Source organism: Streptosporangium sp. NPDC049248 (assembly GCF_040678965.1).
GTDB lineage: Bacteria > Actinomycetota > Actinomycetes > Streptosporangiales > Streptosporangiaceae > Streptosporangium > Streptosporangium fukuiense.
Genome location: NZ_JBFAQY010000086.1, coordinates 1 through 1,526 on the forward strand (window position 1 = coordinate 1; position 1,526 = coordinate 1,526).

Here is a 1,526-nt window from a genome sequence, read left to right on the forward strand (position 1 = left end):
TGTTGCGGGTGCGGTTGGCCTGGGTGGGTGAGGATGCGGTGTCGTTGGTGGCGGTGGACGCGGCCGGGGAGCCGGTGCTGTCGGCGCGGTCGCTGATGCTGCGGCCGGTCGCAACAGAGCGGTTGGCCGTCTCCGGCAGCGGCGGTGCCGTTGGGGACGCACTGTTCCAGGTGGAGTGGACGGCCATGGCCGGTGTACCGGAGGCCGATCCGGTGTCGGTGGCGGTGCTTGGCCTGGACGTGTTGGATGTCGCCGGGGCATGTCAGGCGGACGGACAAGCGGCCGCGGCTTACCCGGATCTGGCGTCGTTGGTGAAGACGGGGCCGGTGCCGGGTGTGGTGGTGGCCGGGCTGGTGTCGGATCCGGCGGGTGGGGTTGTGGAGTCCGCGCATGGGCTGGCCGCTGACGCTCTGGGTTTGGTGCAGGGGTGGCTGGCCGATGAGCGGTGTGGAGATTCGCGTCTGGTGGTCGTCACGCGGGGCGCGGTCGTGGTGGGGGATGGGGAGGTGGTCGCGGACGTGGCGGCCGCGGCGGTGTGGGGTCTGGTGCGGAGTGCGCAGTTGGAGAATCCGGGCCGGTTCGTGCTGGTCGATGTGGATGGGCGGGAGTCTTCACGGTCGGTGCTGCCCGGGGTGTTGGCCGGGGTGTTGGCGTCCGGTGAGCCGCAGGTGGCGGTGCGTGATGGTGAGGTGCGGGTGCCGAGGTTGGCGCGGGTGGCGCCCGGCTCTGATGTGAACGGGGGCGGTGTCCGGGTCTGGGATCCGGAGGGGACGGTGTTGATCACTGGTGGGACGGGTGGTCTGGGGGCGTTGTTCGCGCGGCATGTGGTGGCCGAGCGGGGGGTGCGGCGTCTGCTGCTGGCCGGTCGGCGGGGTCTGGAGGCTCCGGGTGCGGTGGAGTTGCGGGCGGAGTTGGTCGCGCATGGGGTCGAGGTGGAGATCGCCGCGTGTGATGTGGCTGATCGCGATCAGGTGGCGGGTCTGCTGGCGCGGGTTCCGGCCGATCATCCGTTGACCGCGATCATCCATACCGCGGGTGTGCTGGATGACGGGACGATCCCGTCACTGACGGCCGGGCGGTTGGACGCGGTGTTGCGGCCGAAGGTGGACGCGGCCTGGCACCTGCACGAGCTGACCCAGGACATGGATCTGGCTGGGTTTGTGGTGTTCTCGTCGGTGGCGGGGACGTTCGGTGGGGCGGGGCAGGGCAATTACGCGGCGGCGAACGCGTTCTTGGACGCGCTGGCGGAGTTTCGGCGGGCGCAGGGTTTGGCGGGGTTGTCGCTGGCGTGGGGTCCGTGGGCGCAGGACGCCGGAATGACCGGGGGTCTGAACGATGCTCAGATGCTCCGGTTGACCCGTGTCGGCATGTCGGCGCTCACCCCGGATCAGGGGGTCGCGCTGTTCGACGTGGCCGTCCGTTCGGGTGAGTCGGCTGTGGCTCCGGTCCGGCTCGATCTGGCGGCGGTGCGGGCGGGTGGTGAGGTGCCGTATCTGCTGCGGGGGTTGGTGCGCGGGGTTCGCCGG

Annotated in this window: 1 protein-coding gene; it reads left to right on the forward strand. The window is 70.9% G+C overall.

What is annotated here, in order from left to right; genetic code table 11:
- Window positions 1-1,526 (forward strand): beta-ketoacyl reductase (locus tag AB0K21_RS44650; RefSeq protein WP_364159306.1); only part of this gene is annotated, 1,526 nt, incomplete at both ends.